At 51.1% G+C, this 9016-nt stretch carries 7 protein-coding genes; all 7 read left to right on the top strand.

The window, feature by feature from the left end:
- A partial coding sequence (locus tag QZT80_RS02115; RefSeq protein WP_295117128.1) for a CoA transferase occupies positions 1-288 on the top strand: 288 nt, incomplete at its 5' end.
- Between the two features lie 11 nt (positions 289-299).
- The gene (locus QZT80_RS02110) at positions 300-1445 is read left to right on the top strand and encodes a CaiB/BaiF CoA-transferase family protein (RefSeq protein WP_295117127.1); all 1146 of its coding nucleotides are present in this window, start codon (positions 300-302) and stop codon (positions 1443-1445) included.
- A gap of 25 nt (positions 1446-1470) precedes the next feature.
- Positions 1471-2328, top strand: a complete 858-nt coding sequence (locus tag QZT80_RS02105) for an amidohydrolase (protein WP_295117125.1) — start codon at positions 1471-1473, stop codon at positions 2326-2328.
- Between the two features lie 9 nt (positions 2329-2337).
- Positions 2338-3369 (top strand): L-rhamnose/proton symporter RhaT, encoded by a 1032-nt coding sequence (locus QZT80_RS02100; protein ID WP_295117123.1) that lies wholly within the window; start codon positions 2338-2340, stop codon positions 3367-3369.
- 24 nt (positions 3370-3393) lie between these two features.
- The gene (locus QZT80_RS02095; protein WP_295117121.1) at positions 3394-4443 is read left to right on the top strand and encodes a Gfo/Idh/MocA family oxidoreductase; all 1050 of its coding nucleotides are present in this window, start codon (positions 3394-3396) and stop codon (positions 4441-4443) included.
- Positions 4440-7172 (top strand): hypothetical protein, encoded by a 2733-nt coding sequence (locus QZT80_RS02090; RefSeq protein ID WP_295117119.1) that lies wholly within the window; start codon positions 4440-4442, stop codon positions 7170-7172. The genes QZT80_RS02095 and QZT80_RS02090 overlap by 4 nt, the downstream gene beginning before the upstream one ends.
- Positions 7173-7181: 9 nt before the next feature.
- Positions 7182-9016: glycoside hydrolase N-terminal domain-containing protein (locus tag QZT80_RS02085; protein ID WP_295117117.1), on the top strand; the 1835-nt coding region annotated here is incomplete at its 3' end.

The raw sequence follows: 9016 nt of genomic DNA, 5'->3' as shown, positions 1-9016 counted from the left end.
ATATTATCGGCCCATTTGTTTAGTGAGCCCACCGCGTATTGGTTATCGCGCCTGCAGGAGCGTGGTTTGTGGGCCATGGAGGTTTTTGACTGGGAGAAGATGACTTCCCACGAATCGTACCGCAGCCTGCAAATGGAACAACCGCTGAACGCATCCGGTAAACAGATTATCACCACCCGCTGCCCCATCCGGTTTGATGGCGAACGTTTGTTTTCAGACAGGCCTGCGCCCCGGGTGGGAGAACATACGGAGCAACTGATCCGCGAAATGAATGAGGTGGTAAAGTAAAAAACAGGCTAATGCTTTTAGAAGATATACTCGTTATAGATTTTTCCCAGTTCCTCTCTGGCCCTTCGGCAGCCCTGCGGCTGGCCGATATGGGCGCACAGGTGATCAAAATCGAAAAGCCAGGCACTGGCGATATTTGCAGGCAACTGTACGTATCGGACGTAATGATAGAACGGGAATCCACGATCTTTCACGCCATTAACCGCAACAAACAAAGTTATGTGGCCGACTTAAAAGAGGCGGGCGACCTGGAAAAAGTGAAAAAACTGATCGCGAAAGCAGATGTGGTGATGCATAACTTCCGGCCGGGTGTGATGGAGCGCATCGGCCTGGATTATGAAAGCGTGAAAGCCATTAATCCCGGTATTGTGTATGCAGAGCTGAACGGCTTCGGGCACGAGGGGCCCTGGCGCGATTTACCCGGGCAGGACTTGCTGTTGCAGGCTGCATCGGGGCTTACCTGGCTGAGTAATAACAACAACGAAAATCCTACCCCGATGGGCGTAGCGGTGGCAGATATACTGGCGGGTACACATATTGCCCAGGGCGTGCTGGCAGCGTTGTTCAAAAAAAGCGTAAGCGGGAAAGGCGCCCTGGTGCAGGTAAGCATGTTTGAAAGTGTACTCGATTTCCAGTTCGAAGTACTCACCTGTTACTACAACGATGGAAAACAACTGCCCGTACGTAGTAGCGTGAACAATGGTCATGCCTACGTATCGGCCCCCTATGGCATTTATAAAACGAACGACAGTTACATTGCGCTGGCCATGGGTAATATATTAGTGTTAGGCGAACTGCTTGGTTGCGAACCATTAAAACAGTATTTTGACCGCGCAGGATGGTTCGACAGGAGAGATGAAATTAAACAGGTTATAGCCGATCATCTTATCAGTAATACGGCCGTTCACTGGCTGGCCATCCTGGAGAAAGCCGACATCTGGTGCGCACCCGTAATGGACTACGACCGGTTGATGACAGAAGAAGCTTACCAGGTGCTGAATATGGAGCTGACGGTGAAAACGAGCAACGGCCTGTCGGTAAAAACCACCCGTTGTCCTATCAGGATAGATGGAGAATTGTTATCTTCCTGCAAAGGAGCGCCGCTGCTGGGCGAAGATAATGAGGGAATAGACCGGCTGTTCGGACTATCGGATTAACCCACGATAAGCATAAACTAAGACGATGAGAGTTGTCGATACTCATTTACACGTATGGAATCTCAGCCGGGCGGCTTACCCCTGGCTGCAGGGCGACATGTCCATCCTGAACCGTACCTGGAGCATTGATGAACTGGAGCCGGTGCGGAAAGCAGCGGGTGTAGACAGTGCCGTACTGGTACAGGCCGCAGGCAATGCCGAAGACACCCAACTAATGCTGGAAGTAGCCCGTAATACCAGCTGGGTAGACGGCGTGGTGGCCTGGCTACCGTTGATGGATACACGGCAAACTGCTCAGCTACTCGAAGAACAATTTTTGAACGAACCCTATTTCAAAGGTGTTCGCCACCAGATTCATGATGAAAGTGACCCCGAATGGCTGTTGCAGCCTGCGGTGATAGAAAGCCTGCAATTGCTCGCCCAACATGATATTCCTTATGACCTGGTAGGCGTACTGCCCATACATATCGCCACTGCATTAAAGGTGGCCGCAAAAGTGCCCCGGCTGCGTTTCGTGTTCGATCACCTGAACCAGCCGCCCATCGCCCCGCAGGAACGTTTTGGTGAATGGGGAGAGTTGATGAAAGAGGCAGCGGCCAATCCGCAGTTCTATGCGAAAATATCCGGCCTGGGAACCGCTTCGGGCAGCTTTGCCGGCCGTACTGCGGAAGATATTAAACCATACGTAGCGTTCGTGCTGGAGCATTTCGGAGCACCGCGTTGCTTTTGCGGCGGCGACTGGCCCGTATCGATGCTGGCGCATGAATACCCTAAAACCTGGCAGATCACGCAACAAATAATATCAGAACTGGCGTCGCCGGCGGAGCAGGAACAGGTATTCCATTCCAACGCCGCGGCCTTTTACAAATTATCAATCCCATAAATCAGCGGCATGGAAGTTTTTAATGGCATATTCTATCATGCAATGGGTGCTTCCGGCGCGGCGCTTTGTTATACGCCGCAGAAGAAAGTAGTGGGCTGGTCGTGGCACACCTACTGGTTATTGCAGGCGGCGGTTTGCTGGCTGTTATTACCGGTAGTGGTGGCGTACTTCACCATTCCACAGTTATCGCTTGTATTGCAGGAAGCCCCGGCTTCGGCCATGCAGCGTTCTTTTTTCCTGGGTATGGCTTATGGGATAGGCGGTACCGCTTTCGGTATTGCCATCAGGTACGTTGGTTTTTCGCTTACTTATGCAATATCTGTAGGTATTAGTTGCGTGCTGGGCACATTGTTGCCACCGCTGGTAAAAGGTGTACTGGGCGATGTGCTGAGCGCTGCAGGCGGCACTTACCTTGTAGCGGGTGTGGCCATGGGCGCGGTGGGTATTGCTTTGTGCGGACTGGCAGGGCGTAATAAAGAGAAGGATATAGAAGCCTCACAATCCGGCCCTTCTACTTTTTCGCTGGCTAAAGGTTTGCCATTGTGTTTAATGGCAGGCGTATTATCCGCGTTGTACGGCTTCTCCCTCGACCAGGGTCAGCCGCTGGCCGATGTGGCGGCGAAACATGGTGCGGGCCATTTCCAGGGGAATGTGATATACCTGTTTTCCAACACCGGCGCGTTTGTCACCACCCTGGTATATTGCCTCTACCTGCATACTAAAGAAAAAACATTCGGTCAATATGCAGCCGCTATGGGAAATCGTTTACCGCTTAACTACGCCATGTCGGTGTTAACCGGTTTACTCTGGTACGGGCAGTTCTTTTTCTATGGCCTTGGTCATGTGCGTATGGGGCCGTTCAGCTTTTCGAGCTGGGCCATTCATATGATTATGCTGGTGTTGTTAAGTGCGGTAGCCGGTTTAATAATGAGAGAATGGAAACAGTGCGGCGCTAAGACCATGCGTTTGTTATGGACTGCGTTAACCGTGCTGGTAGTGGCTATCCTGTTGCTCACATATGGTAATTACCTGCACGCGTAGGTAATGCCACGTTATGAAAGAAATATGATTACACAATTGCCCTTAAAAAAACATCCTGTTTTTATCATTGGTGCGGGCGGTATCGTTACATCCGCCCACTTGCCGGCTTACCAGCTGGCAGGCTTCGGCGTGCAGGGGATATTCGATTTATCATACGGGAAAGCCGCCGCCGTGGCGGAGCAGTTTAATATACCACAGGCCTTTACCAGTCTGACCGGTATGCTGGCTGCGGCACCCGCTGGTGTAGTATACGATGTGGCGGTTCCCGGTTCCGCGATGGTGAGTGTGCTGGAACAGTTGCCCGAAGGCGCTGCTGTGCTGTTACAAAAACCGATGGGCGAAGATTATACAGCCGCTTCGAAAATACTGGAACTGACCAGGCAAAAGAAAATGCTCGCAGCCGTTAACTTCCAGCTGCGTTACGCCCCCTTCATCCTGGCGGCAAAGTCCATGATCGAGGCAGGCAGTATAGGAACACTGAATGATATTGAGATCAATGTAAATGTACATACGCCCTGGAACCTGTGGGACTTCCTGTTTTCCGCCTCACGTGTAGAAATATTGTATCACAGTATACACTACATCGACCTGGTGCGCAACCTGCTTGGTAATCCGCAGTCGGTGTACGCTAAGACCGTCCGCCATCCGGCCATGAAGCAGCTCGCCTCTGTAAAAAGCAATATCATTATGGATTACGGGGATATGGTACGGGCGAATATTCTTACTAATCATTGTCACGACTACGGCACTTTGCATCAGCAATCCTACATCAAACTCGAAGGCGATAAAGGTGCTGTTAAGATCAATTTCGGTACGCTGATCAACTACCCATTTGGCGTGGCAGATCGTTTTGAATACTCCGTACCCGGCGGGCAGTGGCAGGTATTGCCGGTAGATGGCAGCTGGTTCCCTCATGCGTTTATGGGCAGTATGGCGCAGGTAATGCTGGCGCTGGAAGGCACGATAGCGCGACCAGACAATTCCGTAGAAGATTGTATTGATACCATGGCCTGTGTGGAGGCAGCGTATTTGTCGAGCCAGCGTGGTGGCATTTCATTATCAGATATAACATGATGGGAAGGAAGCGATATTACATAATGATACTGCTGGTTTTAGTTTGCCAGGCGTCCGCATTTGCCGTGGCGAAGAAACAGGTCATGATCAGGCAACTGCATCGTTCGGCACGTGTAGACTGGGGGGTGCAGCAATTATCGGCCGCGCTGAAAGCTGCCGGGTACGAGGTGTTGAGTAAGGGCGGGCAACAACAAATAGTGTTGGGCAGATGGGAAGATAAAATGATTAAAACACTCGTTGGGCAGCAGTCGGCACCCGGCAAAGAGGGGTTTGTGATATTGGCGGCCGGGGGTAAAACGATTATTGCCGGGGCAGACGATTCGGGTATTCTTTATGGCTGCCTTGAGCTGGTAGAGCAACTGGGAGCGGCGAAAGTGCTGCCCACTAATACCATGGAAACCAGTACACCCGAAATGGTACTGCGCGGTGCGTGTATAGGTGTGCAAAAACCGTATTACCTGCCGGGCAGAACGGTGTATGAATATCCTTACACACCCGAAGTATTTCCCTGGTTGTACGATAAACAACTATGGATACAGTACCTCGACTCTATGGCCACCTGCCGCATGAACGCCCTGTTCATCTGGAACGGCCACCCTTTCGCCTCGTTGGTAAAGCTGCGCGATTACCCCTATGCGCTGGAAGTAGATGAGGCCACGTTCAAAAAGAACGAGGAAATATACCGGTTCATTACCACCGAAGCCGATAAGCGCGGCATATGGGTGATACAGATGTTTTACAACATCATTGTATCTAAACCCTTCGCCGAAAAGCATGGCATCAAAACGCAGGAGAGAGAAAGACCGATTATACCGCTGATAGCAGATTACACGCGTAAATCCATTGCCGCCTTTGTGGAGAAATACCCTAACGTGGGACTGATGGTTTGTTTGGGCGAGGCCATGGAAGGAGTGGGGAAAGATGATATTGAATGGTTCACTAAAACAATTATACCCGGTGTAAAAGATGGTTTACAGGCTCAGGGCAAAACAGAAGAACCGCCTGTTGTACTGAGAGCGCACGATACGAATGCGCCCGAAGTAATGGAAGCCGCCCTGCCCTTATACAAAAACCTGTATACAGAAGCAAAGTTCAACGGCGAAGCGCTCACCACCCCAAGGCCACGTGGCTCCTGGGCAGCGCTGCATCAAACCCTCAGCAAACTGGGAAGTGTACAGATCGAAAACGTACACATACTCGCCAACCTGGAGCCTTTCAGGTACGGCTCGCCCGACTTCATACAACAATCCGTAAAAGGTATGCACGAAGTAATGGGCGGCAACGGGTTGCACCTGTACCCCCAGGCCTCTTACTGGGACTGGCCTTACAGCGCCGACAGCGTAAAAGGGAAACGCCTTTTGCAGATAGAAAGGGACTGGATATGGTACCGCGCCTGGGCCCGTTACGCCTGGAAAGCCGATCGCGACAGGCAGAACGAAATAAACTACTGGAGCGGTTTATTAGCCGCCAGGTTCGGTTGCAGTATAACCGATGGCCGCAAAATACTCGCGGCCTATGAACAATCCGGCGAGATAGCCCCGAAGTTATTACGCCGCTTCGGCATTACCGACGGCAACCGCCAAACCTTAACCCTCGGCATGCTCATGACGCAACTGATCAATCCATTCCGCTACGGACTGTTCACCCTGTTGTACGACGGTGAAAGCCCGGAAGGCGAAATGATCATTGATTATGCTGATAAAGAATTTAAAGGACTAACGCATACCGGCGAAACACCGCCACAGGTAGCTGCCGAAGTGGTGGTGCACGGAGATAAAGCCGTGGCACTGATGGCGGAAGTGGCGGGCAATATCCATCAACATAAAGAAGAATTTGAAAGGCTCGCAAACGATATGCGTTGTTACCAGGCGCTCGCCCGTCATTTTAGCGCAAAGGTGAATGCAGCGTTGCAGTTGCTGAAATACAAGTACAGCAACCAGGTAAACGACCTGGAGCAGGCCGTGCCCGCACTCACCGAAAGCGTAACCTGGTATAAAACGCTGGCACAATTAACAGCGGGTAGTTACCTTTATGCCAACAGCATGCAAACCCAGCAGCGTAAAATACCGATGCGTGGTGTTAACGCTACTTATAAACACTGGACAGAAATGACGCCTGTATTTGAAACAGAGTTATCCGCTTTTAAGTATAAGATCGATTCATTAAAAAGAGCCAGCCCGGGTGCAGCTGTAGTACGAACTGCTTTAACACCCGCTGATATATCAACCCATCACGCCGATGTGGTGCTTAAAGAAGGTGCGCGGTTATATAGCGATACGGGCATCGTTGTTAAAAAAATAGCAGCGGAATTAAACGGGTTAAAGGCAGTGCAATTGAATTACCGCCAACAACTGCGCGAGGCAACGGAACTCACTTTTACGGCTGCTAAACCAGTTAAGGTGTTGGTAGGTTACTTTAAAACCCAGCGAGGAGCGTTCGTTACCGACACCGTTTATGCCAAAGCCCCCGAACTGGAAACCAATGCAGCCGCCGACGACTACGGTCAGGCCGAAGCAAGGATATCGAACGCGGTGGCGATAGAAAATATGCCGCCTGTAAATGTACATACCTACCAGTTTAAAGCCGGCACCCATACGCTGAAACTGCCCAAAGGCCTTTGCCTGGTGCTTGGTTTCACCGATAGCGCGCAGGTGGTACCGGTGTACGACGCTTTACTTTCAGGAGATGAGAAGTCAAAAAATATAGATTGGTTATTTGAGCGCCCATAACAGCACAATATGAAACAGAAAATATTATTAAGCCTGATGTTGCTAGCCGTTTACAGCGGCCGCCTTTTCGCGCAGGAATTGAAACTATGGTACAAACAGCCCGCCGTCAAATGGACGGAAGCGCTGCCGCTCGGTAACGGCCGCATTGGCGCCATGGTGTTTGGCGGGGTAGCGCAGGACCGTTTACAGTTTAATGAGGAAACATTGTGGACGGGGGAGCCGAGAGATTACAACAGGCCCGGAGCCTACAAATATCTCGATACTATCCGGCAACTGCTGTTCGATGGTAAACAGAAGGCAGCAGAAGCACTGGCGGAAAAGGAGTTCATGGGCTTAAAAAGCAGTGAGGGCAAACGGGCAGCGTGGATCAACAGCATGCTGCAACTAAACGCACCCGCCCAGGAAAATTATGATGACAGTCGCTGGAAACATATCACTGTGCCATCCTTCGATGGTTGGGAAGCGGTGGGGCTGAAAGGCGTTGATGGTGCTGTGTGGTTACGCACGAACTTTGAATTGCCGGCTGCATGGGCCGGTAAAGAGCTGGTACTTGACCTTAACCGCATACGCGACTACGACCGTACTTATGTGAACGGGCAACTCGTAGGCACGCAGAACAATACAGAAGCGAGAAAGTATACCGTTCCCGCCGCTGCATTACATGCAGGCAAAAATACCATAGCGGTACAGGTGCTGAACTTTTCAGATAAAGGCGGACTGGCAGGGTATAAGGATACCGTGCAGCATATCGGCATTTATCCGGCAGATCGAAAAGGTTCCATGGTTTCGCTGAACGGTCAGTGGCGGTATTTCATACAAAACGAGGAACCGCCGGCCGTAGGAAAATACCAGGACGATTACCAGCCTTTCGGCGACCTGTTCCTTCAGTTTAAACATACAGGCGTTGCGACCGACTACAGGCGGGAACTTGACCTGGCCACTGCGCTGGCAACCACCACTTACAGCGTGAACGGAACGCGGTTTACGCGTGAGTACCTGGTAAGCGCGCCCAACCAGGTATTGGCAGTACACCTCACCGCCACGAAAAAAGCGAGTATCAGCCTGGATGTTTCGTTAGGTAGTCCGCATAAAAAATACACGGTACGTAAGCTGGATAATAACACCCTGGCTTTATCGGTCCAGGTCAAGCACGGCGCGTTAAAAGGAGAGAGTTACCTGCAGGTAAAAACCAACGGCGGCACGGTACAGGTGACGGATGATAAGATAACGATCACCAATGCAAATGATGCAGACATCTACCTTACCGCAGGTACTAACTACAAAGATTATAAAGATGTGTCGGCCGATGCGGCGGAGCCCTGTAAAAAGGCATTGCAAAGTATAGCTGGTAAAACATATGCACAGGTAAGGGCCGCGCATTTACAGGAGTATGGTCAGTACTTTAACACCTTCTCCGTTAATTTCGGGAAGTCCGTAAACGAGGCCCTGCCTACCGATGAACGTATTGATGCTTTTGGCAGTACGGTGGATGCGCCGTTTGTTGCGCTGTATATGCAGTACGCGCGGTACCTGCTCATTGCATCCTCCCGTCCGGGTACACGGCCTGCCAACCTGCAGGGCATATGGAACGATTTACTGAATCCGCCATGGGGAAGCAAATATACCACTAACATCAACCTGGAAATGAATTATTGGCCGGCAGAGTTGCTGAACTTATCGCCCATGCACGAGCCCTTGTTTAAAATGATAGAAGAGCTGGCGGTGGCGGGGAGCAAAACGGCAAAAGCCTATTACAATGCGCCGGGGTGGGTACTGCATCATAATACGGATTTGTGGAGAGGTACAGCGCCCATCAATGCGGCGGACCACGGCATTTGGGTAAC

The organism is uncultured Chitinophaga sp. (assembly GCF_902168175.1).
Lineage (GTDB): Bacteria > Bacteroidota > Bacteroidia > Chitinophagales > Chitinophagaceae > Chitinophaga.
Note: the sequence above shows the minus strand (reverse complement) of the source record. Positions and strands in the feature narration are given on the sequence as shown.